This is a genomic window from Bradyrhizobium sp. USDA 4454, assembly GCF_054822705.1.
The window spans coordinates 1270061-1293570 of sequence record NZ_JBTRCN010000001.1; the positions used below are offsets into that span (position 1 = coordinate 1270061).

General features: G+C 65.4%; 25 protein-coding genes. 14 read left to right on the forward strand and 11 right to left on the reverse strand.

What is annotated here, in order from left to right:
- Nucleotides 1-128 precede the first annotated feature (128 nt).
- From ACVIW0_RS05955 to ACVIW0_RS05980, 6 genes are all read left to right on the forward strand, one after another.
- Nucleotides 129-1421 carry an adenylosuccinate synthase gene (locus ACVIW0_RS05955; RefSeq protein WP_461351497.1) on the forward strand — a complete coding sequence of 431 codons (1293 nt, stop codon included), beginning with the start codon at nt 129-131 and terminating at the stop codon, nt 1419-1421.
- 35 nt (nt 1422-1456) lie between these two features.
- A complete protein-coding gene (locus ACVIW0_RS05960; RefSeq protein ID WP_461351498.1) occupies nt 1457-3034 on the forward strand; it encodes a hypothetical protein in 1578 nt (525 codons plus the stop codon).
- A gap of 197 nt (nt 3035-3231) precedes the next feature.
- Entirely contained in the window at nt 3232-3666 is a 435-nt protein-coding gene (locus tag ACVIW0_RS05965) for a DUF5413 family protein (protein ID WP_461351499.1), read from the forward strand.
- Nucleotides 3667-3816: 150 nt separating this feature from the next.
- The gene (locus tag ACVIW0_RS05970) at nt 3817-5439 is read left to right on the forward strand and encodes an inorganic phosphate transporter (RefSeq protein ID WP_461351500.1); all 1623 of its coding nucleotides are present in this window, start codon (nt 3817-3819) and stop codon (nt 5437-5439) included.
- Nucleotides 5440-5495: 56 nt separating this feature from the next.
- Nucleotides 5496-5864, forward strand: a complete 369-nt coding sequence (locus ACVIW0_RS05975) for a Crp/Fnr family transcriptional regulator (protein WP_461351501.1) — start codon at nt 5496-5498, stop codon at nt 5862-5864.
- A 324-nt stretch (nt 5865-6188) separates the two neighbouring features.
- Nucleotides 6189-6737 carry a DUF4112 domain-containing protein gene (locus ACVIW0_RS05980; protein ID WP_461357252.1) on the forward strand — a complete coding sequence of 183 codons (549 nt, stop codon included), beginning with the start codon at nt 6189-6191 and terminating at the stop codon, nt 6735-6737.
- A 299-nt stretch (nt 6738-7036) separates the two neighbouring features.
- Here ACVIW0_RS05980 and ACVIW0_RS05985 read toward each other — a convergent pair whose 3' ends face one another.
- The 5 genes from ACVIW0_RS05985 to ACVIW0_RS06005 form a co-directional block, all read right to left on the reverse strand.
- Complete coding sequence (locus ACVIW0_RS05985) at nt 7037-7327, reverse strand: hypothetical protein (RefSeq protein WP_016844322.1); 291 nt, start codon at nt 7325-7327, stop codon at nt 7037-7039.
- Nucleotides 7328-7548: 221 nt separating this feature from the next.
- A complete protein-coding gene (locus ACVIW0_RS05990) occupies nt 7549-7713 on the reverse strand; it encodes a DUF3309 family protein (protein WP_016844323.1) in 165 nt (54 codons plus the stop codon).
- A gap of 192 nt (nt 7714-7905) precedes the next feature.
- On the reverse strand, nt 7906-8319 hold the full coding sequence (msrB, locus tag ACVIW0_RS05995) for a peptide-methionine (R)-S-oxide reductase MsrB (RefSeq protein ID WP_461351502.1): 414 nt from the start codon (nt 8317-8319) through the stop codon (nt 7906-7908).
- Nucleotides 8320-8340: 21 nt separating this feature from the next.
- Nucleotides 8341-9057 (reverse strand): peptide-methionine (S)-S-oxide reductase MsrA, encoded by a 717-nt coding sequence (gene msrA, locus ACVIW0_RS06000; RefSeq protein ID WP_461351503.1) that lies wholly within the window; start codon nt 9055-9057, stop codon nt 8341-8343.
- 302 nt (nt 9058-9359) lie between these two features.
- On the reverse strand, nt 9360-10469 hold the full coding sequence (locus ACVIW0_RS06005) for an ATP-dependent DNA helicase (protein WP_461351504.1): 1110 nt from the start codon (nt 10467-10469) through the stop codon (nt 9360-9362).
- 198 nt (nt 10470-10667) lie between these two features.
- Between ACVIW0_RS06005 and ACVIW0_RS06010 the strand changes: the two genes are divergently transcribed.
- The 7 genes from ACVIW0_RS06010 (at nt 10668) to ACVIW0_RS06040 (ending at nt 17469) form a co-directional block, all read left to right on the forward strand.
- The gene (locus ACVIW0_RS06010) at nt 10668-11873 is read left to right on the forward strand and encodes an LLM class flavin-dependent oxidoreductase (protein WP_461351505.1); all 1206 of its coding nucleotides are present in this window, start codon (nt 10668-10670) and stop codon (nt 11871-11873) included.
- Between the two features lie 217 nt (nt 11874-12090).
- On the forward strand, nt 12091-13041 hold the full coding sequence (locus tag ACVIW0_RS06015) for a sulfonate ABC transporter substrate-binding protein (protein WP_461351506.1): 951 nt from the start codon (nt 12091-12093) through the stop codon (nt 13039-13041).
- A gap of 62 nt (nt 13042-13103) precedes the next feature.
- Nucleotides 13104-14057: a sulfonate ABC transporter substrate-binding protein gene (locus tag ACVIW0_RS06020; RefSeq protein ID WP_461351507.1), complete on the forward strand. Its 954-nt coding sequence runs from the start codon at nt 13104-13106 to the stop codon at nt 14055-14057.
- Nucleotides 14039-15220, forward strand: a complete 1182-nt coding sequence (gene ssuD / locus ACVIW0_RS06025; RefSeq protein WP_461351508.1) for an FMNH2-dependent alkanesulfonate monooxygenase — start codon at nt 14039-14041, stop codon at nt 15218-15220. The genes ACVIW0_RS06020 and ssuD overlap by 19 nt, the downstream gene beginning before the upstream one ends.
- Entirely contained in the window at nt 15217-16023 is an 807-nt protein-coding gene (locus ACVIW0_RS06030) for an ABC transporter permease subunit (protein ID WP_212017140.1), read from the forward strand. Before ssuD ends, ACVIW0_RS06030 begins: the two co-directional genes overlap by 4 nt.
- A gap of 8 nt (nt 16024-16031) precedes the next feature.
- On the forward strand, nt 16032-16871 hold the full coding sequence (locus tag ACVIW0_RS06035; protein ID WP_461357253.1) for an ATP-binding cassette domain-containing protein: 840 nt from the start codon (nt 16032-16034) through the stop codon (nt 16869-16871).
- Nucleotides 16872-16878: 7 nt separating this feature from the next.
- Complete coding sequence (locus ACVIW0_RS06040) at nt 16879-17469, forward strand: flavin reductase family protein (RefSeq protein WP_461351509.1); 591 nt, start codon at nt 16879-16881, stop codon at nt 17467-17469.
- Nucleotides 17470-17495: 26 nt separating this feature from the next.
- Here the strand turns inward: ACVIW0_RS06040 and ACVIW0_RS06045 are convergent, their stop codons facing one another.
- Nucleotides 17496-17873, reverse strand: coding sequence for a hypothetical protein (locus ACVIW0_RS06045; RefSeq protein ID WP_461351510.1), 378 nt, complete (start codon nt 17871-17873; stop codon nt 17496-17498).
- Nucleotides 17874-18042: 169 nt separating this feature from the next.
- Here ACVIW0_RS06045 and ACVIW0_RS06050 point away from each other — a divergent pair, with 169 nt between their 5' ends.
- Nucleotides 18043-18198: a hypothetical protein gene (locus ACVIW0_RS06050; protein ID WP_461351511.1), complete on the forward strand. Its 156-nt coding sequence runs from the start codon at nt 18043-18045 to the stop codon at nt 18196-18198.
- Nucleotides 18199-18239: 41 nt separating this feature from the next.
- On the opposite strand, the gene flbD is transcribed toward ACVIW0_RS06050, so the two are convergent.
- From flbD to fliF, 5 genes are read right to left on the reverse strand one after another with little or no spacing between them, the layout of a single operon-like run.
- The gene (gene flbD, locus ACVIW0_RS06055) at nt 18240-19625 is read right to left on the reverse strand and encodes a sigma-54-dependent transcriptional regulator FlbD (RefSeq protein ID WP_461351512.1); all 1386 of its coding nucleotides are present in this window, start codon (nt 19623-19625) and stop codon (nt 18240-18242) included.
- A 55-nt stretch (nt 19626-19680) separates the two neighbouring features.
- Nucleotides 19681-20031 carry a flagellar motor switch protein FliN gene (gene fliN / locus ACVIW0_RS06060; RefSeq protein WP_461351513.1) on the reverse strand — a complete coding sequence of 117 codons (351 nt, stop codon included), beginning with the start codon at nt 20029-20031 and terminating at the stop codon, nt 19681-19683.
- 20 nt (nt 20032-20051) lie between these two features.
- Nucleotides 20052-20675, reverse strand: a complete 624-nt coding sequence (locus ACVIW0_RS06065) for a FliH/SctL family protein (RefSeq protein WP_461351514.1) — start codon at nt 20673-20675, stop codon at nt 20052-20054.
- Nucleotides 20675-21760, reverse strand: coding sequence for a flagellar motor switch protein FliG (gene fliG, locus ACVIW0_RS06070; RefSeq protein WP_456752461.1), 1086 nt, complete (start codon nt 21758-21760; stop codon nt 20675-20677). The genes ACVIW0_RS06065 and fliG overlap by 1 nt, the downstream gene beginning before the upstream one ends.
- A 1-nt stretch (nt 21761) precedes the next feature.
- Complete coding sequence (gene fliF / locus ACVIW0_RS06075) at nt 21762-23390, reverse strand: flagellar basal-body MS-ring/collar protein FliF (protein WP_461351515.1); 1629 nt, start codon at nt 23388-23390, stop codon at nt 21762-21764.
- Between the last annotated feature and the right edge of the window lie 120 nt (nt 23391-23510).

The window sequence follows — 23510 nt, forward strand, 5'->3', positions numbered from 1 at the left end:
TAGGCGCCTTGCGTGTGCGCGGCCGGGCGCCGCGATTTGGGCTGGGCATATCAATGCATGATCCTGTGGGCGGACGCGTTTTCGCCGCGATCATGGTCTCTGAAACAGCTGAAGGGAACATCTTCGCAATGGCCAATGTTGTCGTCGTCGGCGCCCAGTGGGGTGACGAGGGGAAGGGCAAGATCGTCGACTGGCTGTCGGAGCAGGCCGACATCGTCGTGCGCTTCCAGGGCGGCCACAATGCCGGCCATACGCTCGTGATCAATGGCGAGACCTACAAGCTGGCGCTGCTGCCCTCCGGCGTGCTGCGCCCGAACAAGCTCGCGGTGATCGGCAATGGCGTGGTGTTCGATCCGCAGGCCTTCCTCGACGAGGTCGCCAAGCTGAAGGGACAGGGGGTTGCGGTCGGACCGGACAATCTGCGCATCGCCGAGAACGTCACGCTGATCCTGCCGCTGCATCGCGAGCTGGATTCCTTGCGTGAATCCTCCAACGCCATCACCTCGATCGGCACCACCCGCCGCGGCATCGGCCCGGCCTATGAGGACAAGGTCGGCCGCCGCGCCATCCGCCTGATGGACCTCGCCGACCTCGACACCCTGCCGCACAAGATCGAACGCCTGCTGGCGCACCACAATGCGCTGCGCCGCGGCCTCAATCTGGAGGAGATCGACGGCAAGGGCATCCTGAACGAGCTGACGGCGCTGGCACCGAAGCTTCTGCCCTATGCCGAGACGGTGTGGCGGCTCCTGGACCTCGAGCGCCGCGCCGGCAAGCGCATCCTGTTCGAGGGCGCGCAGGGCGCGCTGCTCGACGTCGACCACGGCACCTATCCCTATGTGACGTCGTCCAATACCGTGGCGGGGCAGGCCGCGACCGGCACCGGCCTCGGCCCGGGCGCGGTCGGCTATGTGCTCGGCATCTGCAAGGCCTACACCACCCGCGTCGGCCAGGGGCCGTTCCCGACCGAGCTGCACGACGAGATTGGCGAGGAAATCGGCCGCCGCGGCAAGGAGTTCGGCGTCAACACCGGGCGCAAGCGCCGGGTCGGCTGGTTCGACGCCATGCTGGTGCGGCAGACCGTCCGCACCTGCGGAATTGCCGGGCTGGCGCTGACCAAGCTCGACATTCTCGACGGCTTCGACAGTATCAAGGTCTGCATCGGCTACAAGCTCGACGGCAAGGAAATCGACCATCTGCCGGCGGGCGAGGGCGCGCAGGCCCGGGTCGAGCCGATCTATGAGATCATCGAGGGCTGGAAGCAGCCGACCGCCAATGCGCGGTCCTGGGCGGACCTGCCGGCCCAGGCCATCAAATATGTGCGCCGGGTCGAGGAACTGGTTGGGTGTCCGATCGCCCTGCTGTCCACCAGCCCGGAGCGTGAAGATACTATTCTGGTACAGAATCCGTTCGAGGCTTAACGGGATATTACCTATATCCCTCCAATTGTGTGGAAATGGCTGACTACTACCCGCTGATCGCCCGCGCCATCGCCGGATTGGACCCCAACGCCCCCGGCGAAGCCCGCCGTGCGCTGTATGCGCGGGCGCGAACGGCGTTGATTCAGCAGCTCCGCGGCGTGCAGCCGCCGCTCTCCGAATCCGAGATCACCCGGGAACGGCTGTCGCTGGAGGAGGCGGTTCGCAAGGTCGAGTCAGAGGCCGCGCAGCGCTCCCGCGACGCCTCGCGCCCGGGCGGCGGTGCCGCTGCCCGCAGCAGCCGCGCCAACGCAAGACCGCCGGAGGCAGGTGCAAGACCGCCGGAGGCAAATACACGGCCGCCCGAGGCCAATGCCGCCGACGCCGCGCGTCCGCGGCCGCCGGCCGAGCCCCGTCCGCCGCGCAATCTGCGCCCCGATGCACCGCAGCCGACCCCGCCGCGGCCGCAAAACCCGCCTGCTCCCGAGACGCAGGCGCCGCAGGCCCGTCCGCCGGGTCCGCCGCGCCGCGGTCCGGAAGGCGCGCCGCCGCCGGTGCCGCCGGCCGCACCGGGCGTTCGCGGTTTCCGCGACATCACCGCCGACGCCGACGATCTCGGCCGTGCCGCGGCACAGGCCAGCCGCAACGCGCGCAAGACCTACGCCAACGTGCCGTCGCCCTCGCCGGAATTCGACCGGCTCGAGCCGAGCCTGGAAAACCGCGGCGGCGATCCCGAGGCGCCGTATTCCTACGACGAGTCGATCGAAGAGGCCGAGCGCTACGCGCCGCAGGGCGCGCCGCCGCAGCGCTCGCGGGTCGGCAATGGCGAGCGCGAGCCGAAGCGGCCGCGCGTCGGGTCGATGTTCCCGTTCAAGACCGCGATCGTGATCGGCATTTTGCTGATTCTGGTCGGCACCGGCATCCTGATGCGGCAGCAGCTCACCACTCTGGCCAGCAGCCTGTTCACATCCTCCGCCCCGGTCGAGGCGCCGAAGGATGCCTCGACGGCGCCCGCGAGCAAGAAGATCACCGACCGCGTCGGCCAGCCGTCGTCATCGGGCGAGCCGGTCGCGCCGGTGGCGCAACGCGTCGTGCTCTATGACGAGGACCCGTCGGATCCGAAGGGCAAGCAATATGTCGGGTCGGTGGTCTGGCGCACCGAACAGGTCAAGGGATCGGGCAACCAGAAGCCAGACATTGCCGTGCGCGCCGACATCGACATCCCCGACCGCAAGTTCAAGATGACGATGTCGTTCCGCCGCAACACCGATTCATCGCTGCCGGCGAGCCATACCGCAGAACTGACCTTCATCCTGCCGCAGGACTTCGCCAATGGCGGCGTCGGCAACGTGCCGGGCATCCTGATGAAGTCCAACGAGCAGGCGCGCGGCACGCCGCTGGCCGGCCTCGCGGTCAAGGTTACCGACGGCTTCTTCCTGGTCGGCCTCTCCAACGTCGACGCGGACCGCTCGCGCAATCTGCAGCTCCTGAAGGAGCGCTCCTGGTTCGACGTGCCGCTGGTCTACACCAACCAGCGCCGCGCCATCATCGCGATCGAAAAGGGCGCCCCCGGCGAGCGGGCGTTCAACGACGCGTTCGCGGCGTGGGGTGAGTAGCGAGCGTTACGCTCACCTCGATGCGTCACGGTGTCATCGCCCGGCCTCGTCCGGCGATTCCGTATCGCAGCGACATCGGCGGCGGGTTGTTGCAGCGCATCGACGCGCTTACCGAACATTTGCCGGGCGCTTTCTATTTTCCCTAGAACCATCGCGTGACTGCGTTACACTTAGCCGACGTCGGGCAAGGGCACGCCATGAAACGCTATCTGATCTTCGCAGCCATCGGGCCGTTCATCGGCGGCTTCCTGCTGTTGCTGATGACCACCTATCAATCCGGCTACTGGACCGAGACCAATGGCGGCGAGGTGGCGAAGCTGCTCGTCGTGTTCGTGAAGTCGCTGCAATACAATTATCTGTTCGGCATCGTGCCGTCGCTGATGTTCGCTGCCGTCGACGACATCCTGATGCATGTGCGGCGGATCGCGCCGACGCTGCGAATGCTGATCGTAGGTCTCGTGGCGTTCGTCGGCGCGGCGCTGACCTACGCCTCGCACGGCTCCGAAAGCGGCGCGGTGCAGTTCATCCTGTACGGGCTGGTCGGGTCCATCCCGAGCATGATCTCGTCCTGGCTGGCGCACAAATATGCCGAAGAGCTGCATGCGCCGGCGCAGCCGGTGTCCCAGCATTAGGGCAGGTAATGCCAGCCCTATTAGTGCATTAGGCTTCGGCCGCAAGCCGGGTCCGTCCACCTTCATGTAACTGTCATATGCGCGTCATGTAAACGTAGTCCCAATGTCACATGGCCGCTTTTGTCCTCCCGCGGCTATGAGGGCATTTACATGAGCGATTTGGCATTACCTGGTTCGATCGAACCCGCGCGGCGTGGCGGGCCCGATCTCGAGAAGGGCTTTCATCCGCTCACCGGCATCCTCTATCTCGGCATCATCGGCGCCGCGCTGCTGTTCGTGGCCTACAGCATCTACGCCGATGTCGGGGCGACCGGCGCAGGTAAGACCTCCTATCTCGCCTTCCTGCTGCTGTTCGTTGCGCTGTTGATCTCGCTCGGCTTCGAGTTCGTCAACGGCTTCCATGACACCGCCAACGCTGTCGCAACCGTGATCTACACGCGCTCGATGCCGGCCCACATCGCCGTGGTCTGGTCGGGCTTGTTCAATTTGATTGGCGTGCTGCTCTCGAGCGGCGCCGTTGCGTTCGGCATCGTCTCGCTGCTGCCGGTCGAATTGATCCTCCAGGTCGGCAGCAGCGCCGGCTTCGCGATGGTGTTCGCGCTGCTGATCGCCGCGATCGTCTGGAACGTCGGCACCTGGTATTTCGGACTGCCCGCCTCGAGTTCGCACACCCTGATCGGATCAATCATGGGCGTCGGCATCGCGAACGCCTTGATGCACGGCAGGGAAGGGACGTCAGGCGTGGATTGGTCGCAGGCGGTCAACACCGGCAAGGCGCTGCTGCTGTCGCCGCTGTTCGGGTTCATGCTGGCCGCGATCCTGCTCTATGGCCTGAAGACCGCACTGATGCGCGCGACGCCGGCGCTGTTCGGCGAGCCGAAGGGCGATCAGCCGCCGCCCTGGTGGATCCGCGGCATCCTGATCCTGACCTGCACTTTGGTCAGTTTCTTTCACGGATCGAACGACGGCCAAAAGGGCATGGGCCTCATCATGCTGATCCTGATCGGCGTGGTGCCGACCGCCTACGCGCTCAACCGCGCGATGCCTGCGAGCCAGATCGAGGCGTTCACCGCGAACTCGGCGGCGGCGAGCAAGGTCATCGAAGACAAGGGCGCCGATCGCAAGGTCGCGGGCAATCCGCGTCCGGCGGTGACAAACTACATCGCGCTCCGGCAGCTCACCGACGATACCTATCCCTCGCTTGCCGTTCTGGTCGGCGAGATCCGCGACCAGGTCGTGCAGTACGGGTCGCTGGCGAAATTCCCGGCCGACACCGTCGGCAACACGCGCAACGACATGTATCTGGTCTCGGAGGCGTTGCGCCTCTTGATGAAGAGCAGCGACCATGGGCTGAGCAATGCCGATCTCGCGACGCTCAATCGCTACAAGGGCTCGCTGGATGCCGCCACCAAATTCATTCCGTCCTGGGTGAAGATCGCGGTCGCCATCGCGCTCGGCCTCGGCACCATGGTGGGCTGGAAACGGATTGTCGTGACGGTCGGTGAGAAGATCGGCAAGACCCATCTGACCTACGCGCAGGGTGCTTGCGCCGAGATCACGGCGGCCGCGACCATCGCCGCGGCGGACGGATATGGCCTGCCGGTGTCGACCACGCATGTGCTGTCGTCAGGCATCGCAGGCACCATGACCGCGAACGGCTCCGGCCTGCAATGGTCGACCGTGCGCAACATCGCGATGGCCTGGGTGCTGACCTTGCCGATGGCGATGCTGATCTCGGGCACGCTCTATCTTGTTTTCGCCCATGTATTCTAGCCGGAGCCGCAGACAACAGGGACGCCTGCGTCCCGGTTCGGGAAAGGGGATTTCGAGTGGCAGACGCAAGCTTCAGCCTTCTGACGGGCAACGATATCGAAACGCGGCTGGTGCGGGCCGGCGGCGTGATTTTTCGCGAGGGCGAGCAGGCCAACGAGCTGTTCGTGATCAAGAGCGGCTATGTGCGCATCCAGGTCGGCAACAAGACCATGGCGGACTTGGCGCCCGACACGATCTTCGGCGAAATGGCGTTGATCGACAACGAGCCGAGGAGCGCGAGCGCCACCGCGCTCACCGATGTCGAGCTGGTCCCGGTCTCGGAGAAGCAGTTTCTCTTCCTCGTCAGCCAGACGCCGCATTTCGCCTTGAAGGTGATGAGAACGCTGGCGCAGCGGCTCAGGACCATGAACAAGGGTGTGTATTAAGGCGCGATGAGATTGGGTTGGCGCGGAGCGGCAGTGGAGGTTCACCTCTCCCCTCCTTTGGGAGAGGTCGGCGCGTAGCGCCGGGTGAGGGATTACGGTCTCTCATTAGGACTCTGGACCCTCACCCGGGTTGCACTGGACGATGCTTCGCATCGCCAGGCGCAATCCGACCTCTCCCCAATGGGGAGAGGTCGACCGTATCCGTGGCCAAACCGATTCAACTTAACTTCATCGCGCTCCAGGCGAACGCGAAGGTAACGGACCTTGAAGGTGACACAGTGGTAATGTGACGCAACTTGAACCGCTTGCGTGCGTTACCATGTGATGGCCATGCCCGAGGACGACATCTTCACGCCCAACGCCAAGCGATCGCGGCCGCCGTTCGGCGGGGCGGAGGCGCGCGGCAAGGTGATCGACCAGGACGGGCGCGAGCTCGCCGATGGCCCGCTGCATCCGCAGTTCGATGGGTTTCATCAAGGCTTTCAGTTCGACTTCCGCAACTCCAGCGCCAATCCGTTCGGCAATCTGACCCGCGAGGAGCGGCTCAAGCGGCTTGAGATGATCGCAAGGCTGCTCGACATCGCCTTCGTGGTGCCGGGAACCAATGTCCGCTACGGCATCGACGGACTGATCGGCCTGATCCCGGTGGTCGGCGACATCATCACGACCGCGATCTCGCTGTGGCTGGTGCGCGAGGCCCGTCTGCTCGGCGCGCCCTGGCACATCACCGCGCGGATGCTCGCCAATGTCGCGGTCGACGGCGTGATCGGCATGGTGCCGGTGGCGGGTGATGCGTTCGACGTCATGTTCCGCGCCAATATCCGCAATGTGCGGATGCTGCGGCGCTGGCTCGACAAGCAGCCGAGATTCTAGTTCGAGACGACAGTCCTTCGATCGAACGGACTCTGCTTCACCTCGCCCCGCGTGCGGGAGAGGCGTAGGCCGCCTTTGGTGGCCGTTCTCGAGAACGCCGAAGCAAAGCTTCGGCTATGCCGCATCGTTGGATGCGTTCCGGGTGAGGGGGTCTCCGCAAACGCAGCTGTCACCGTATGCGCGGTGACAGCCCCTCACCCCAGCCCTCTCCCCGTAAGAACGGGGCGAGGGAGCGCAGCTCCAAAACAAAAGCCCCCGGATCGGTCCGAGGGCTTTTCGTTAGGCGACGAGCAGAAATCTTAGGCGGCGTCGGCGTCGGTCTGGCTGGCGGCCGGGCGCGGACGGCGCGGCAGCGGGAAGGCTTCGCTCTCATAGAGCGAGCGGATGCCGTTCTGATCGAAACGGGCTTCCTCGACCTGCAGATAGGCGCCGTTCAGCGAATCCGCCGGCAGCTGCTCCATCGCGAACTGCACGGCCTCGGCAGCGGTGCCGAAACGGCGGTAGGCGAAGCCCGCCCGCTTCTTCTTGCGGATCGCGGCAGGGAACAGTTCGGCAGACGTGTTGTAGTTGAACGGACGCAGGGGACGCATGGTCGACGACCTCTTGTGTTCTTGGCAGTTGGCGTGGCGTAAGGGATTTGGGGACGGCGGCCATACTTGGCGACGCGCCGTACATGTCATTTCGATCCCTAATATAGGCCTCTTTGACAAAAATGCGACCCCAGAAGCGCCCTTGACAGGGCACATGCTGAATCCGCGCATAGCACGGGCTCCAATCAAATAAGGCATTATGTTTCAATATCTTACGGCGCTCATATCTTGTCGAGCCAGGCCAGGATCGCGACCACGATCAAAATCACCCCGAAAAGCCCCATTCCGGAGTGGCCGAGACCATAGCCATAGCCGCGGATCCGGCCGCTATAGCCGCCAAGCAGGATAATCAGCAGAAGGATGATGAGGATCAGTCCAAGCGACATGGCGCCCTCCTCAGAACAGGCGGGCAGCCGCACGGCGAGACGCCTACGGCCCCGCGATTCCGGATCAAAGCACATTCCGGCCCGCGAGTCGTTAAAGCCTCCGGCCGACCCTTAAGGATGTAGTTGCGCCGCCCGCCGAAACAAAGCCCGCGGGACCGGTTGTGGTCGCGCGCGGGGCTTTGATCGCTGCCGTTACTTCGTCTCGTTGAGCTTCAGCGCCGCCGAGTTGATGCAGTAGCGCAGGCCGGTCGGGCCGGGGCCGTCGTTGAAGACGTGGCCGAGATGGCCGTCGCATTTCGAGCACAGCACCTCGGTGCGGATCATGCCGTGGCTCATGTCGCGCTCCTCGTCGACATGGCTCTCGACCGCGGGCTTGGAGAAGCTCGGCCAGCCGCAGCCGGAATCGAACTTCTGGTCGGATTCGAACAGCGTCTGCCCGCAGCCGGCGCAGACATAGGTGCCCTTGCGCGGATCATGCTCGTATTCGCCGGTGAAGGGCCGCTCGGTCGCTTTCTCGCGCAGCACGGCGTACTGCATCGGCGTCAATTCCTTGCGCCACTCGGCCTCGCTCTTGCGGACCTTGCCGTCGGTTTTGGTATCGGACATTCAACCTCCTTTGCGAGATGCTCAGTTGGTGACCTTGCTGCTGCCCACCAGCGTCGGCTTCTCGATGTAGTTCTCCGCGAAGATCTTCTTCAGGTTCTCGACCTTCGGGATGTCGTTATACGCAATATAGGGCTGGTTCGGGTGCAGCGTCAGATAGTCCTGGTGGTAGCCCTCCGCCGGATAGAACGCCTCCAGCGCACCGACCTTGGTGACGATCGGCTTCTTGTAGACCTTGGCGGCGTTGAGCTGCGCGATATAGGCGTCCGCGACCTTCTTCTGCTCGTCGCTGGTGGTGAAGATCGCCGAGCGATATTGCGTGCCGGAATCCGGGCCCTGGCGGTTCAGCTGGGTCGGGTCGTGCACGACCGAGAAGAAGATCTGCAGGATCTTGCCGTAAGAGATCTTCTGCGGGTCGTATTTGATCTCGACGGACTCGGCGTGGCCGGTGGTGCCGGTCGAGACCTTCTCGTAGTCGGCGTTCGCCTTGCTGCCGCCGGAGTAGCCGGACACCGCGCTGACGACACCGGCGGTGTGCTGGAACACGCCCTGCACGCCCCAGAAGCAACCGCCGGCGAGCACCGCGGTCTTGATGCCGGTTTCCGGCGCGCTCACGGCAGGCGGCGGGATGATCACGGCGTCCTCGGCAGCAAGCGTGGGCGCGACGGCAAACGCCGCAACGGCCAGCGCGCCGATCGCGGCGGCGCACAGCGAGACGCGGCTGAGGGAGCTTTTGGACATGGGTTCCTCGTGGGATCGCAATGGGGGCCAGTCTAGAGCGGGAGCCGGCATTGGCAAATCGGCCGGGCTGCTCCGACGCTTCAAAATACGGGCGAGGGCACGTTTTGTTACGGCGCCGGCCACACGGTTTCGTGAGGGAAATAGTGGTGGTTCAGGGGGTAGGTGACGTGCTCCCGTCATCCTGAGGAGGCCGCAAAGCGGCCGTCTCGAAGGATCGACGGCCACCAGCCGGGCCGCGCATCCTTTCGAGACGCCGCTCCGCGGCTCCTCAGGATGACGGGTCTATAAAGTGCGTCGCACTTTCATACCACCACGCTGAGCCGCTTCGCCGCGCGCGTGATGCCCGTATAGAGCCACCGCGCGCGCGAATCCTGGAACGCGAAGCTCTCGTCGAACAGCACGACGTCGTCCCATTGCGAGCCCTGCGACTTGTGCACGGTCAGCACATAGCCGTAGTCGAACTCGTCATAGGGCTTGCGCTGCTCCCACGGCACGCCCTCGACGCCGCCGTCGAAGCATTCGCCGCGCACCGAGACCTTGGTGACCTTGTGGCCGAAATCCTCGTCCGGCATCACGCGCATGGTGATGATCTTGGATTTCGACTGCGCGCGCGCCTTGACCCGCCACAGCCCGCCGTTGAACAGGCCCTTCTTGCGGTTGTTGCGCAGGCAGACCAGCTTGTCGCCGGCAACCGGCAAGGGATCCTCCAGGTTCAGCCGCTGCCGCACCCGCATGTTGTAGGCGCGGCGGGTGTTGTTGCGGCCGACCAGCACCTGGTCGGCGCTCATCACGCGATCCGGGTCGAGCTCCTTGCGCGACACCACCTCGCTCTCGCCGTGGCGGCCGATCTCGAGCTCGCGGCCCTCGCGGATATCCATCGACATCCGCACGATCGGATCGTCCTGCGCCTGGCGGTGCACCTCGGTCAGCATCGCATCCGGCTCGGCATCGGTGAAGAAGCCGCCGCCCTGGATCGGCGGCAGCTGTGCGGGATCGCCGAGCACCAGCAGCGGGCAGTCGAACGACATCAGGTCGCGGCCGAGCTCGGCGTCGACCATCGAGCATTCGTCGATCACGATCAGCTTGGCCTTCGACGCCGGCGCATCGTCCCAGAGCTCGAAGCTCGGCTGCTCGACACCGGACTCGCGGGCGCGGTAGATCAGCGAGTGGATCGTCGAGGCGCCGTCGCAGCCCTTGTTGCGCATCACGAGCGCTGCCTTGCCGGTGAAGGCCGCGAACTTCACCTCGCCGTCGACGCCTTCGGCGATGTGCTGGGCGAGCGTGGTCTTGCCGGTTCCGGCATAGCCGAACAGGCGAAACACCGGCGGCGTGCCGTTCCGGCCGGGCTTGGCTTTCAGCCAATCGGCGACGGCTTTCAGCGCGGAATCCTGGTGCGGCGTAAAAGTGGTCATGAGCTTTCGGAGGGATGAGCGCGCGATCAATAACGCCGCGACTCAGGCCAGCACAAGCTAACCATTCGTGCATCCCAATCAAGCGTGCTTCCGCTGCGCGGAATTGGGGTTTCGTCCCCAAGGCTAGACTTGATCCGGGGTGGCACTAGACTGACCGAAAACAACAAACGGTCGGGGACGGACCTTGGGAGTGACGCCATGAAATTCGGCATCTTCTACGAGCTGCAACTGCCACGCCCCTGGAACGATGGCGACGAGCTCAGGCTCTACCAGAACGCGCTGACCCAATTGGAGACCGCCGACCGGCTGGCTTACGATTACGCCTGGGTCGTCGAGCATCATTTCCTCGAGGAATATTCGCATTCGCCGGCGCCGGAATCCTTCCTCGCCGCCGCGAGCCAGCGCACCAAGAACATCCGGCTCGGGCACGGCATCTTCCAGCTCACGACAAATCATCCTGCGCGCGTTGCCGAGCGGATCGCGGTGCTCGACCTGCTTTCCAACGGCCGCTGCGAGTTCGGCATGGGCGAGAGCGCCTCGATCACCGAGCTGACCCCGTTCGGCCGCGACATGGAGACCAAGCGCGAGGTGTTCGAGGAGGCTGTCGCAGCGATCTTCCCGATGTTCACCAAGGTCGGCACCGAGCATCACGGCAAATATTTCGACATCCCCTTGCGCAATGTGGTGCCGAAGCCGGTGCAGAAGCCGCACCCGCCGCTCTGGATGGCGTGCTCGCAATTGCCGACCATCGAACGCGCCGGGCAGAACGGCTTCGGCGCGCTCGGCTTCCAGTTCGTCAGCGCCGAGGCGGCGCATGCCTGGGTGCACGCCTATTACAACGCGATCACCAAGCGGCTGAAGAAGCTCGCCGATTACGAGATCAATCCGAACATGGCGCTGGTCTCGTTCTTCATGTGCGCGAAGACGGACGAAGAAGCGCGCCGGCGTGCCGACGGCGCGACCTTCTTCCAGTTCGCGCTGCGCTATTACGGTCAGGCGCAGAACCGGCAGCGGCCGGCGCCCGGCACCGTCAACATGTGGGACGAGTACAACAAGTGGAAGCGCGACAATCCGGAGGCGCAGGAGGCGGCGCTGCGCGGCGGCCTGATCGGCTCGCCGGAGACGATCGCCAAGAAGCTGCGCCGCTTCCGCGCCTCGCATATCGACCAGGTGATCCTGCTCAACCAGGCCGGCAAGAACACGCATGAGCACATCTGCGAGTCGCTCGAGCTGTTCGGCAAGGAAGTGATGCCGGAGTTCCAGCACGATCCCGAGCACGATGCCTGGAAGAAAGGCGTGCTCGACGGCTCGATCCAGCTCGAGGAGATCGACACCCAGGCATTCACCGACCGCTACGGTAAACTCGCTGTCAATGTCGGGTCGAAAGTCGCCGCGGCAGGCTGATCTATTTTTGTGCAGCGTCCTCGCGATCTCGTGAGGAAAATAATTCGCTACACCCGATCCGCGCTTTAAAAGAAACCGCACGCGCGATGCCCGCACCGAAGTGCAGGCATCGCTATTTTTGTGCGGTGCTCGACAGCTTCATTCGCGCGCCCCATCATCCCGACATCGCATGATCGTGCAGCGCGACAGCGCGCTTGATCGTCAGGAGAGTCTTGGAATGAAGCGTCGTGAGTTCCTTCAACTGTCGTTGGTCACAGCCGCCGCTGCTGCGCTGGCACGGGGCGCGCAGGCACAGGCCGACGCGAAGGAAATTCGTATCGGCTACCAGAAGAACGGCGTGCTGGTCATCACGCGGCAGCGCGAAGCCTTGGAAAAACATTTCAAGCCGCAGGGCATCAGCGTGAAATGGGTCGAGTTCTCCTCGGGTCCGCCGATGATGGAAGCGATGAATGTCGGCAGCGTCGATTACGGTGCGGTCGGCGATTCCCCGCCGATTTTCGCGCAGGCCGCCGGTGCGGCCATCGTCTATGCCGCAGCGCAGCCGATCGTCAACGGCTCGGGCATCCTGGTGCCGCAAAATTCGGCAATTAAGGACATCGCCGGTCTCAAGGGCAAGCGTGTCGGCTTCACAAAGGGATCGAGCGCCCATAACGTCGTGATCCAGACGCTGGAGAAGGCGGGGCTGACCTATGACGACATCACCCCGGTCTATCTGACGCCCCCGGATGCCGGGCCGGCCTTTGCCAATGGCGGCATCGATGCCTGGGCGATCTGGGATCCGTATTTCGCGATCGCCGAGACCAAGCAGAACGGCCGCATTCTGGTCAATACCCGCGACATCACCAAGACCAATTCGTTTTACATCGCCAATCGCGACTTCGCGAACAAGCACGGTGCCCTGTTGCAGCAGATCGTCGACGTCACCACGTCGACGGCGGCATGGGCAGGGGCACATCCCGACGAGGTCGCGCAGTCGCTTGCCGCCGTCACCGGCGTGCCGCTCGATATCCAGGCCATCGCGGCGCGGCGGGCGGGCTTCTCGGTCGGGCCGGTGACCGATGACATCATCGCGACCCAGCAGGGTGTCGCCGACCGCTTCTTCAAGCTCGGCCTGATCCCGAAGCAGATCGCGATCCGCGACATCGTCTGGCGCAATACCCAGACCTGATCGCGCGCCTTGCTCAATTGCTTGCTCAGTTCCTTGGTCAATTCAATGCAAAGGATATTCCCATGACGCGTTTGTTTCGACGCTGGGTCGCCCGCGCGGTGCTGTCGGTCAGCATCGTGGCCGCGAGCGTGGGCGCCTCCTATGGCCAGGACAAAGTGGTCCGCATCGGCTTCCAGAAATACGGCAAGCTGGTGCTGCTCAAGAGCAAGGGCTCGCTCGAGCAGAAGTTGAAGTCGGTCGGCTACGCGGTGGTCTGGACCGAATTTCCGTCCGGGCCGCCGCTGCTCGAGGCGCTCAATGTCGGCGCGATCGATTTCGGCAACACCGGCGAGGCGCCGCCGATCTTCGCGCAGGCCGCCGGCGCGCCGCTGCAGTATGTCGCCTACGAGCCGCCGGCGCCGAAAGGCGAGGCGATCCTGGTGCCGAAGGACAGCCCGATCAAGTCGGTCACCGACCTCAGGGGCAAGAAGGTCGCGCTGAACAAGGGCTCCAATGTCCACTATCTGCTGGTAAAGGCGCTGGAGAAGGCCGGCGTCAAATATTCCGAGATCGAGCCGGTGTTCCTGGCGCCGGCTGACGCGCGCGCGGCGTTCGAGCGCGGCGCGGTCGATGCCTGGGTGATCTGGGATCCGTTCCAGGCCGCGGCAGAGGCTGCGACCGGCGCGCGCACCCTCGCCGACGGCACCGGCGTCGTCGCCAACTATCAGTTCTATTTCGCCTCGAAGAAGTTCCTGCAGAGCGATGCGAAGATCGTCGAGCTGGTGCTGGCGCAGCTCAGCGAGGTCGATGACTGGGCCAAGGGCGACATCCACGCCGTCGCCGAGCAGCTCGCGCCGAGCATCGGCCTGTCGGTGCCAGTGGTCGAGGTCGCGCTGAAGCGGCAGGCCTACGGCATCAAGCCGGTCACCGATGGCGTGATCGCGGATCAGCAGCAGGTCGCCGACACGTTCTTCGCGCTCGGCCTGATCCCGAAACAAATCAAGATTTCCGACGTCGCATGGAGGCCGGGCACGTGAGCACCGCAACCAACGCCAACATCCTCTGGTTTCTGCCGACCCACGGCGACAGCCGCTATCTCGGCACGTCGATCGGCGGCCGCGAGGTGAACTTCAACTATCTGCGCCAGATCGCGCAGGCCGCCGACCAGCTCGGCTATTACGGCGTGCTGCTGCCGACCGGCCGCAGCTGCGAGGACTCCTGGGTGGTGGCCTCGGCCGTCGCGCCCTGGACCGAGCGCCTGCGCTATCTCGTGGCGGTGCGGCCCGGCCTGCAATCGCCGAGCGTCGCCGCGCGCATGACCGCGACCCTCGACCGGCTGTCGAGCGGGCGCCTCTTGATCAATGTCGTCACCGGCGGCGATCCGGTCGAGAACAAGGGCGACGGCATCTTCCTCGATCATGACGAGCGCTACGCGGTGACCCGCGAGTTCCTCAACGTCTACGGCGATCTGCTCGCCGGCAAGACGGTCAATGTCGAGGGCAGGCACATCAGGATCGAGGACGGCCGCCTGCTGTTCAATCCGGTGCAATCGCCGCGCCCGCCGCTGTATTTCGGCGGCTCGTCGGACGCCGGCATCGATGTCGCGGTCGACACCGTCGACAAGTACCTGACCTGGGGCGAGCCGCCGGCTCAGGTCGCCGAGAAGATCGCCAAGGTCAAGGCCGTGGCCGCGCAGCGCGGCCGCAAGCTGTCGTTCGGCATCCGCCTGCATGTGATCGTGCGCGAGACCAATGCCGAGGCCTGGAAGGCGGCCGACGAGCTGATCCAGTACGTCACCGACGACACCGTCGCCGCCGCGCAGAAGATCTTTTCGCGGATGGACTCGGTCGGCCAGCAGCGCATGGCGCAGCTGCATGGTGGCCGGCGCGACCAGCTCGAGATCAGCCCGAACCTGTGGGCCGGCGTCGGTCTGGTGCGCGGCGGCGCCGGCACCGCGCTGGTCGGCGATCCCGAGACCGTCGCGGCACGCATCAAGGAGTATCAGGACATCGGCGTCGATACCTTCATCATGTCGGGCTACCCGCATCTCGAGGAAGCCTATCGCTTCGCCGAGCTGGTGTTCCCGCTGCTGTCGCTCGGGCACGGCAACAATGTGACGCCGATTCGGGTCAACACCGGACCGTTCGGCGAGACCATCGGCAATGAATATCGGCCGCAGAAACAGGCATCGCAATCATGAGCTTGATCGATTCACTCCCGCGCGTCGGCGCGCCCAAATTGCCCAAGGTCGACGGCCTGATCCCGTGGATCGTGCCACTGGCGATCGTGCTGATCTGGCAGCTCGCCTGCGTCACCGGCTACGTGCCGTCGCGGGTGCTGCCGGCGCCGACTGATGTCGCACTCGCCGGCTGGAAGCTGTTGCTCTCAGGTGAACTGATCCGCAACATCTGGGTCAGCTTCTGGCGCGCCTCGATCGGCTTTGTGATCGGCGGCGGCATCGGCTTCGCGTTCGGCCTGGCCAACGGGTTGTCGCAGCTGTCGGCCAAGCTCACCGACACTACGCTGCAGATGGTGCGCAACATCCCGCATCTGGCGCTGATCCCGCTGGTCATCCTGTGGTTCGGCATCGACGAATCGGCAAAGCTCTTTCTCGTCGCGCTCGGCGTGTTCTTCCCGATCTATCTCAACACGCTGCACGGCATTCGCACCGTCGATCCGCAGCTGATCGAGATGGGCCGCATCTACGGCATGACCGACGGCGAGCTGTTCCGCCGGGTGATCTTCCCGGGCGCGCTGCCCTCGATCTTCGTCGGCCTGCGCTTTGCGCTCGGCATCATGTGGCTGACCTTGATCGTCGCCGAGACCATCGCGGCCTCGTCGGGCCTCGGCTACATGGCGATGCAGGCGCGCGAGTTCATGCTGATCGACGTCGTCGTGCTCTCGATCCTGATCTACGCCTTGCTCGGCAAACTCGCCGACAGCGCCTCGCGGGCGCTGGAGCGGCTGACCCTGTCGTGGCACCCAGCTTTCCAGAAGAAGTGAGAATGAGCATGCACGAAGCGCTTCGTTTCCAGCCCGTTGACGCTGAGCCGGTCGACCACGCCGACATCGTCGTGAAGCCGCGGCATTTGCGGCGCGTGGCGGAAGGCGCGGCCCGCGGCCTGTCGCTGACCATTCGCGGCTTGCGCAAGTCGTTCGGCGACAATGAGGTGCTGCGGGGCATCGACCTGCATATCCCGTCCGGCCAGTTCGTCGCGATCGTCGGCCGCAGCGGCTGCGGCAAGAGCACGCTACTGCGCCTGGTCGCCGGGCTCGACGCGCCGACGGCGGGAAGCATTGCCTTTGGCGAGGAGCCGCGGGCGCAGGACGTCCGCGTCATGTTCCAGGAGCCGCGCCTGCTGCCCTGGGCGCGGGTGCTGTCCAATGTCGAGGTCGGGCTGGGGCGCGAGCGCGCGTCGGCCGACGCGCAGGCGCGCGCCGAGCGTGCGCTGGTCGAGGTCGGCCTCGGCGACAAGCGCGGGCAGTGGCCGTCGGTGCTGTCAGGCGGCCAGAAGCAGCGCGTGGCGCTGGCGCGGGCGCTGGTCAGCCAGCCGCGCGTGCTGGCGTTCGACGAGCCGCTTGGCGCACTCGACGCGCTGACGCGGATCTCGATGCAGCAATTGCTGGAGCGGGTCTGGCGCGACCAGGGCTTCACCGCGATCCTGGTGACCCATGACGTTGCCGAGGCGGTTGCGCTCGCCGACCGCGTGCTGGTCATCGAGGATGGCCGCATCGCGCAGGACGTCACGATCGACCTGCCGCGGCCGCGCCGGCGCGGCTCGGCCGAACTCGCTGCGCTGGAAGGCGAGATTTTGAAGCATCTGCTCGAAGGCAGCGAAGATACTCTGTGAGGTCGCCATGAATTCCCTCGTCCGCAATGTTTCGATCGAGCCTGCGGTGGCGGCCGCCGACTTCCGGGGCGCGATGCGCCATCTCACCGGCGGCGTCAGCGTCATCACGGCCGGGCGGGGCAAGGAGATCTCGGGAATGACGGTGACCTCGGTGTCGTCGCTGTCGGTCGAGCCGCCGTCCTTGATCGTCAGCATCAACCGAGCGGCTTCGTCATATCAGCTGATCGCGCGCCATGGCGCGTTCGGCGTCAACATCCTGACCGCGGACCAGCTCGAGATCGCCGAGCGCTTCACCGGCAAGGGCGGCCTGAAGGGCGCGGAGCGGTTCACCGGCGCCGAATGGACCACGCGCGCATCGGGCGTGCCGCTGCTGGTCGGGGCGCTGGCCGCGATCGACTGCGAGGTCGAGGAGATCATCGAGCGGCACTCGCACGCGATCGTCATCGGCCGCGTGCTCGACGTGATCGCGTCGCAACGCACCGCCGCGCTGGCCTATTGGCACGGCGAATACGTCGCGATCGACCATGATGAAGACGCTGCCAGGCTGGCCGAGGTCAGCCTGCCGTCGCGTCACGTCCATGCCAGAGGCGTGCGCTAGCCCGCGTTGCGTGTTCGGATCGGCCTTTAGAAGACTGCGCTCAGTGACGCCGGGCTGTCGATGATCACAGTGCTGCCGCGAACGCCACCCCATACGGCCTGGATGGTCTGAGCCGCATTACCCAGCGGAATGCCGACGACGAGCGTGGTCGGGATGCGGCCAAAGCTCGACGGGGTTTCGTTATAGGTGAAGCTCGCGACGACTGGCGAGACCTTGCCATTGATGGTGACGCCGAACATGCCGCCCGGGATATCGGTGCCGGTGGCATAGGGATTCGGAACGTTGAGCGTGACGATTGCGGTGGTGCCGACACCCTCCGGGATCGCCAGGCTGAGGCCTTGTATCGGCGTGAAAGTGCCGGAGTTGGTGGACAGGGTGCCGCTGGTCTGCGCGTAAAGGGCCATATCACTCTCCAGTTGTCGAAATATAAAAGCGCAATAGGAGATTGAATAGGGCAACTGTTCCCAAGATTCAAGGGAGGAACGGCCAAGGCGCTTGGCGCGCATGTTGGCCGTGGCGTTTTCTTGATCACCACATTAAAAGCGCGCGAGATTTCGGAGACGTGACGGTTCGATGAAGCGCCTGGGAACCTGGCTGTTCTATCTCGTCGGCGCAATCGCCGTCGCGTATCTTGCGCTCTATGCCTATGTGATGTTCACCGGCCGCGACATCACGCCGGGCGATCCGATCCGGATCTTTCGCAAGCCCGACGCGCCCAGCTATTCGTGAGGTGGGGCAGGCGGCGGGATCGCGCCGCCGCCTGTTTTCTCTCAGCCGGCGTTCGCCACGCGCTGATAGTCGGGCGCGCCGTTGCCGGCCGGGGTGATCGGGATGCCGCCGTCGGCATATTCGTTCAGCTTGTTGCGCAGCGTGCGGATCGAGATGCCGAGGATGTTGGCGGCATGGGTGCGGTTGCCGAGGCAGTGCTTCAGCGTTTCCAGGATCAGGTCACGCTCGACATCGGCGACGGTGCGGCCGACCAGCGCGCGGGTGACCTGCTCGGCGGCCAGCGTTGCATGCGCCACCGCGGGTGCGGTCTTGGCGAGGTCGAGGCGGTCGCCGTCGGGGGTGAGGATCGCGTCGGGACCGATCTCGTCGCCCTGCGCCATCAGGACCGAGCGATGGATGGTGTTCTCGAGCTCCCGGACGTTGCCCTGCCAGCGGTTCGCGGTCAGCACGCGGCGGGCATCAGTCGAGATCGGGCGGACCGGAAGGCCGTTGGCCTCGGCATATTTCTTGGCGAAATGCTGCGCCAGCTCGAGGATGTCGGCCGGGCGGTCGCGCAGCGGCGGAATCTTCAGATTGACGACGTTGAGGCGGAACAGCAGGTCCTCGCGGAAGGTACCTTCGCGCACTGCCTCCGACAGATTGCGGTTCGAGGTCGCGATGATGCGGATGTCGACCGGAACCGGCTTGGTGCCGCCGACGCGGTCGATCACCCGCTCCTGGATCGCGCGCAGCAGCTTGGATTGGAGCCGCACGTCCATTTCGGAGATTTCATCGAGCAGCAGTGTGCCGCCGGTGGCTTCCTCGAACTTGCCGATCCGGCGCGCCACGGCGCCGGTGAAGGCGCCTTTCTCATGGCCGAACAGTTCGGATTCCAAGAGGTGCTCCGGGATCGCGGCGCAATTGATCGAGATGAACGGTCGCTTGGCGCGGGCCGAGCGGGAATGGACATAGCGCGCCAGCACTTCCTTGCCGGTGCCGGACTCGCCGGTGATCATCACCGAGGCGTCGGAGCTTGCGATCTGCTGCGCCAGCTTGATCACCCGGCCCATCGCCTCGTCGCGCCAGATCAGGTCGCGGGCGTCGTTGGCGACCGCGGCGAGCACCGCTGCGATCAGCTCGGGATCGGGCGGCAGCGGGATGTATTCCTTGGCGCCGGCATGGATCGCGGCGACCGCGGCGCGGGCGTCGTTGGAGATGCCGCAGGCGACGATCGGAACATGGATGTGCTCGGCCTCGAGCCGCATCACGAGGTCGCGGATGTCGAGGCCGACATCGACCAGCAGGAGGTCGGCGCCCTTGCCGCCGCGCAGGACGTTCATCGCCTGTTCGGCGGCTTCGGCGTGGGTCACCGAGGCGCCGTTGTCCATCGCGATCTTGGTCGCGGTCGTGAGCTGGCCCTTCAGGGTGCCAACGATGAGAAGCCGCATGATGATCTCCTGTTGGTCTGGTCGCGCAGGTTCCGCGCGCTACCGTTGCATTCGTTTAAGAGCGTTCTGCCTTGATGATTTCGGTCATGGTCACGCCGAGCTTGTCTTCCACCAGCACCACCTCGCCACGCGCCACCAGGCGGTTGTTGACGTAGATGTCGATCGCCTCGCCGACCCGGCGGTCGAGTTCGAGCACGGTGCCCGGTCCGAGCTTCAGCAGGTCGCCGACGTCCATCTTGGAGCGGCCGAGCACCGCCGAGACCTGCACTGGCACGTCGAACACGGCCTCGAGGTCGGCCGCGATGCGCGCGGCATTTTCATCCTCGTTGTAGCCGATGTCGTCGATATTAGGCGCGTCGGCGGCGTTGAGGTCGGGAAGCGGGACTTGGGTGTCGGTGTCGCTCATGGTTCAGCCCTCAATGCCCTTCAGCCGGTCTGGCCGCGGGACGCCAGATAGCGCCCGACGAGTTCGTTGATCTTGCCTTCGATCGCAGCGCGCTCCAGCACCACGCCGCCATCGGCCCATTCGATCCGGCAGTCGCCGGTCGCGATCGTCGGCTCGGCCAGGATCACCAGCCGGCCCTGGAAGCCGGAATGCGCCGCCAACTGCTCGATGTTGTGATGCGCCGCCTCGTAGAGCGCGTCGTTGATGCGGACCACGAGATGCGGGGTCGCCACCAGATGCGAGAAGCAGTCGGAGACCAGCGCGGTGATCTCGCCGAGCGGCTCGCGCGCCACCAGCTCATTGCAGAGCTTGCGGGCGACCGCGACCGCGACATCGACCGCCTCGGTCTCCATCCGGGTCTCGATGCCGGCAAAGCGCGCCGCGATGCCCTTGATCGCGGCGCCGATCGCCTCCAGCGCCTGCGCCATGCGGCGGTCGCTCTCGACCTTGGCCTCGCGCAGCGCGGCCTCGTAGCCGGCGCGATAGGCGCGGGCCTCGGCGTCGGCGACCTTCTGGGCGACCTCGGCCGGGGTCGGCGCGCGCTCGCGGGCGCGGTCGGGGGCGGAGAAGTCGGTGTCGAACAGGAATTTTGCGGGTGCGGCCATCAGTACACCAGCTCGTCGTCGGCGCGGTTCTTGGTCAGGGTGATCTCGCCGCGGGCGGCGAGGTCCTTGGCGAGGTTGACCAGCAGGGCCTGCGCCTCGTCGACGTCGCGCAGTCTGACCGGACCCATCGCGGCCATGTCGTCCATCAGCATCTTGCCGGCGCGCGAGGACATGTTGCCGAGGAAGAAGCTGCGCACCTCCTCATTGGCGCTCTTCAGCGCGACGCCGAGCTTGTCCTTGTCGATGTTGCGCATCAGCGTCTGGGCCGAGGCGGAATCGAGCTTGATCAGATCGTCGAAGGTGAACATCAGCGCCTTGATGCGCTCGGCGGATTCGCGGTTCTCTTCTTCCAGCGAGGTGATGAAGCGGGTCTCGGTCTGGCGGTCGAAATTGTTGAAGATCTCGGCCATCACCTCATGGGCGTCGCGGCGGCGGGTCTGCGACAGGTTCGACATGAACTCGGTGCGCAGCGTCTGCTCGACGCGCTCGATGACTTCCTTCTGCACCGCCTCCATCCGCAGCATGCGGCCGACCACGTCGAGCGCGATGTCCTCGGGCAGGATCGCGAGCACGCGGGCGGCGTGCTCCGGCTTCAGCTTCGACAGCACCACGGCGATGGTCTGCGGGTACTCGTTCTTGAGGTAGTTGGCGAGCACCTCTTCCTGCACGTTGGAGAGCTTCTCCCACATGTTGCGGCCGGCGGGACCGCGGATCTCGTCCATGATGCCGGAGACGCGCTCGGCCGGCAGGTACTGCTGCAGCAGCCGCTCGGTGGCGTCGAAATTGCCCATCAGCGCGCCCGACGCCGACATCCGCGAGACGAATTCCAGCATCAGATCCTCGACCACGTCGGCCTCGACGGTGCCGAGCGTCGACATGTGGACCGACAGCTCGCGGACCTCCTCGTCGTCGAGCATCGACCAGATCTTGCCGCCATACTGCTCGCCGAGCGCGAGCATCAGGATCGCGGCGCGCTTCGGGCCGGGCAGCGGCTTGCCCTTGGGCCGGGCGCTCTGCCGGTTCGCCAGCGTCGAGAGCACGGTGGCGATGTCGTTGGCGTTGGTGGTCTGGGGTACGGCGGCCATGTCAGTTCTCTACCGGCTCGCTCAGCCATTGACGGACGATGGAGACGGTTTCGTTCGGATTGCGCTCGGCGAGCTCGCCGACCCGGTGCACGGCCTGGGCGTGGACCTGGCCCTGGATCTGGGCGACGTCGATCAATTGCGCCGCGCCGCTGCCGGCTGGGATCAGCGCCTGGCCGGTCGCGCCGGCGCTCTCGGCACGGGCTTCGGCGACGGCCGGCAGGCCGCTGCCTGCCAGCGACGGAATGGCGTCGGCCGCGACGATGCGCTTGACCAGCGGACGGACCACCATGAACAGCACGACGAGGCCGAGCATCATCATGACGCCGAGCTCAATGACGTACATCACGTCATCCTTGGTGAATTGCAGGATGCCGAGCAGGCCGGTCGGTTCAGCGATCGGCTGGGCAGTCGGCGGCTCGGCGAAGCGCAGGTTGACGACCTCGACCTGGTCGCCGCGCTTCTGGTCGAAGCCGATCGCGGAGCGGACCAGCGCGGCGATGCGGTCGAGCTGCTCCTTGCTGCGGTCCTGGTAGACCATCTCGCCTTTTTCGTTCTTGGAATAGGCGCCGTCGACCAAGACCGCGACCGAGATGCGGTTGACGCGGCCGGCCTCGGTCACCTCGGTCTTGGTGGTGCGGGAAATCTCGTAATTGTTGGTTTCCTCGCTCTTCTTGCTCTGGTCGCGGGCGCGGGCGGCGTTGTCCTGGTTCTGGTTGCCCGGCAGCTCGTTGGCGACGGTGACCTGGCCGGAATTGTCGGCGGTGAGGCTCGATTCCTCACGGGTCTGGGTCGAGCGCAGCACCCGACCCTCGGGGTCGAACTTGTCCGAAGTCTGGGTGATCTTGTTGTAGTCGAAGTCGGCGGAGAGCTGGACGCGGGCGCGCCCAGTGCCGACCACCGAGGAGACGATGTCCTCGACCTGCTTGCGCATCCGCTTCTCGAAGGCGGCGCGGCGCTCGTCGCCGACCGCGGCGTCGGCGTCGGACTGGGCGCCGTCGGCCAAGAGCTGGCCGGCCTCGTCGACGATCGAGACCCGCTGCGGCTTCAGCCCGTTGACCGCGGAGGCGACGACGTGGCGGATGGCGCGGATCTGCTGCGGCTCGAGCGCACCGCGCACCCTGAGCACGATCGAGGCCGACGGCTCCGGCGTCTCGCGCGAGAACAAGGGCTTTTCCGGCAGCACGAGGTGGACGCGCGCGGCCTGCACCCGATCGATGGCACGGATGGTGCGGGCGAGCTCACCCTCCAGCGCGCGCAGATGATTGATGTTCTGGACGAAGCTCGTGGTGCCCAGGGCATCCGATTTGTCGAAGATCTCGTAGCCGACGCCGCCGCCCTTGGGCATGCCGCCCTCGGCGAGCTTCATCCGCAGCCGCGTCACCTTGTCCTTCGGCACCATGATCGCGGCGCCGTCATTGCGCAGCTCGAACGGGATCGCCTGGCGCTCCAGCTCCTTGATGATTGCAGAGGAATCCTCGGTCGACAGGTCGGTGAAGAGGGTGGTCATCTGGGGCGTGGTGACGCGCATGATGACGAACGCGAAGAAACCGATCAGGGCCGCGGTGACCGCAACCATCGCCGCGAGGCGGGCCGCACCAAGACCTCTCAGGAAAGCAACCAGACTTTGCACCAACGGCCCCCAGGGATTCGGCCCACGCGGGTCCGACTGGGCAAATATTGCCTAGGGTATGGTTTCCATATGGTTAACGAAGGTTAAGAACCGCGGCAAAAACGCGGACATGAAAAAAAC

Bases quoted from the DNA above. Each gene is read 5' to 3' on its own strand.
- ssuD (WP_461351508.1), top strand. From the start codon at position 14,039: ATGGAGGCCGGGCACGTGAGCACCGCAACCAACGCCAACATCCTCTGG.
- ACVIW0_RS05965 (WP_461351499.1), top strand. From the start codon at position 3,232: ATGAAACGCTATCTGATCTTCGCAGCCATCGGGCCGTTCATCGGCGGC.
- ACVIW0_RS06010 (WP_461351505.1), top strand. From the start codon at position 10,668: ATGAAATTCGGCATCTTCTACGAGCTGCAACTGCCACGCCCCTGGAAC.
- ACVIW0_RS06030 (WP_212017140.1), top strand. From the start codon at position 15,217: ATGAGCTTGATCGATTCACTCCCGCGCGTCGGCGCGCCCAAATTGCCC.
- ACVIW0_RS05960 (WP_461351498.1), top strand. From the start codon at position 1,457: ATGGCTGACTACTACCCGCTGATCGCCCGCGCCATCGCCGGATTGGAC.
- fliN (WP_461351513.1), bottom strand. From the start codon at position 20,031: ATGAGCGACACCGACACCCAAGTCCCGCTTCCCGACCTCAACGCCGCC.
- msrA (WP_461351503.1), bottom strand. From the start codon at position 9,057: ATGTCCAAAAGCTCCCTCAGCCGCGTCTCGCTGTGCGCCGCCGCGATC.
- msrB (WP_461351502.1), bottom strand. From the start codon at position 8,319: ATGTCCGATACCAAAACCGACGGCAAGGTCCGCAAGAGCGAGGCCGAG.
- ACVIW0_RS05985 (WP_016844322.1), bottom strand. From the start codon at position 7,327: ATGCGTCCCCTGCGTCCGTTCAACTACAACACGTCTGCCGAACTGTTC.
- ACVIW0_RS06040 (WP_461351509.1), top strand. From the start codon at position 16,879: ATGAATTCCCTCGTCCGCAATGTTTCGATCGAGCCTGCGGTGGCGGCC.
- ACVIW0_RS06050 (WP_461351511.1), top strand. From the start codon at position 18,043: ATGAAGCGCCTGGGAACCTGGCTGTTCTATCTCGTCGGCGCAATCGCC.
- ACVIW0_RS06015 (WP_461351506.1), top strand. From the start codon at position 12,091: ATGAAGCGTCGTGAGTTCCTTCAACTGTCGTTGGTCACAGCCGCCGCT.
- ACVIW0_RS05990 (WP_016844323.1), bottom strand. From the start codon at position 7,713: ATGTCGCTTGGACTGATCCTCATCATCCTTCTGCTGATTATCCTGCTT.
- ACVIW0_RS05970 (WP_461351500.1), top strand. From the start codon at position 3,817: ATGAGCGATTTGGCATTACCTGGTTCGATCGAACCCGCGCGGCGTGGC.
- flbD (WP_461351512.1), bottom strand. From the start codon at position 19,625: ATGCGGCTTCTCATCGTTGGCACCCTGAAGGGCCAGCTCACGACCGCG.
- ACVIW0_RS06020 (WP_461351507.1), top strand. From the start codon at position 13,104: ATGACGCGTTTGTTTCGACGCTGGGTCGCCCGCGCGGTGCTGTCGGTC.
- fliG (WP_456752461.1), bottom strand. From the start codon at position 21,760: ATGGCCGCCGTACCCCAGACCACCAACGCCAACGACATCGCCACCGTG.
- ACVIW0_RS06045 (WP_461351510.1), bottom strand. From the start codon at position 17,873: ATGGCCCTTTACGCGCAGACCAGCGGCACCCTGTCCACCAACTCCGGC.
- ACVIW0_RS06005 (WP_461351504.1), bottom strand. From the start codon at position 10,469: ATGACCACTTTTACGCCGCACCAGGATTCCGCGCTGAAAGCCGTCGCC.
- ACVIW0_RS06065 (WP_461351514.1), bottom strand. From the start codon at position 20,675: ATGGCCGCACCCGCAAAATTCCTGTTCGACACCGACTTCTCCGCCCCC.
- ACVIW0_RS06035 (WP_461357253.1), top strand. From the start codon at position 16,032: ATGCACGAAGCGCTTCGTTTCCAGCCCGTTGACGCTGAGCCGGTCGAC.
- ACVIW0_RS05955 (WP_461351497.1), top strand. From the start codon at position 129: ATGGCCAATGTTGTCGTCGTCGGCGCCCAGTGGGGTGACGAGGGGAAG.
- ACVIW0_RS05980 (WP_461357252.1), top strand. From the start codon at position 6,189: ATGGCCATGCCCGAGGACGACATCTTCACGCCCAACGCCAAGCGATCG.